The following is a 1,251-nucleotide window of genomic DNA, read 5'->3' on the forward strand; positions in this document are numbered from 1 at the left end:
CCTTTTGACGACGTTGCGATGGCGGCGAATGCGCAGAAGGCCGACGAGCCGATCCCCGGCCCTTCCAGACGGCGCAATGAAGGCAGTGGTAGCTTGGTCTCGGAGCACGGTTCTGATGACGCGATGTCCGTATCTGACACATCGTCCGGCGGGCCTATCTCGGTGTGCGATCCGTCAGACCCGAGCTATAGGACGTCGCTTCGTTTAGGAGACCATTTAGGCCAAGGTCAATTTGGGAACGTCTTCGAAGACGCGGACCATCCCGAGTTTGTGATCAAGCGGTACTACCAGGCTGAAGACGATCCAGACGATGAAATACATCTTCCTCACCGGGAAGAGGAGACGTTCCGGCAGTTTTACGGAGCGGATGCCGCGCAGCGTTACGAGGAGGCAGACGGCACGCAATATTTGCGAATGTATCGCATCCCCGGGACGCTCTTGGACGACCTGCAACCGAATTCGCTCCCAGAGGACGCATTAGAACGCTATGTGGACATGCTAGAGAAGTTGCAGTCAAAGGGCATCATGCATGGAGACCTCCATCCCGAAAATATCATGTGGGATGGAGAATCTTTCTGGCCAATCGATATGCAAGACATCACAACTAATTATTTTGCGGCAACTGGCATAGAGAAAGCGGAATATAACGAAAGAGGACATGGCATCTGGGAGGACACGTTCACGAAGATTGTCGCGAAGATGTCGCCCGAGGACGCCGCGAAAATTGACCAATCCGGTATGGTACCGATGTGGGCCACTGAAGATCAAGACACATAAATTTTGACATCGGCCGCGACGGCATTGTCAAGTTGGTTCTGTCGCGAAGCGTTATTTTGAAAAGGCGATTGACCAGAACGGCACACCGGAAACTGTCACGGTGGACAAAGCGGCACGGTGGACAAAGCGGCGCGAATCTGGCAGCCCTTCAGGCGATAAATGTCGAGCGGGAAACGCCGATCAAGATTCGGCAGTGCAACGGCTCTGGTGCAAATAGGTGGTCTGAATCTGTTACATTATGCTGCTCAAAAATCGGGTGATCGATGATGAGCAAGGGCAAAGGCGGGGATGGGTTGTTTGATGGTCGACATTTTGATCGCGAAATCATCGTGCTGTGCGTGCGCTGGTACCTTCGCTACAAGCTCAGCCTACGCGATCTGGCGGAAATGATGGCTGAGCGCGGTTTATCGCTGGCTCACACCACTATCATGCGCTGGGTAAAACGCTTTACCCCGGAGTTCGTTAAAAGTTGGA

1 protein-coding gene and 2 pseudogenes are annotated in these 1,251 nt (G+C 53.6%); all 3 read left to right on the forward strand.

Going from position 1 to position 1,251, the window contains the following annotated elements; translation table 11 throughout:
• The coding region (locus WM40_RS27055) for an OspG family effector kinase (protein ID WP_046154643.1) at positions 1-777 on the forward strand (777 nt) is incomplete at its 5' end.
• 37 nt (positions 778-814) lie between these two features.
• Positions 815-971, forward strand: a pseudogene (locus WM40_RS30975) (IS6 family transposase); the annotation flags it as partial.
• 72 nt (positions 972-1,043) lie between these two features.
• Positions 1,044-1,251, forward strand: a pseudogene (locus tag WM40_RS27060) (IS6 family transposase); the annotation flags it as partial.

The organism is Robbsia andropogonis (assembly GCF_000970345.1).
Taxonomy (GTDB): domain Bacteria; phylum Pseudomonadota; class Gammaproteobacteria; order Burkholderiales; family Burkholderiaceae; genus Robbsia; species Robbsia andropogonis.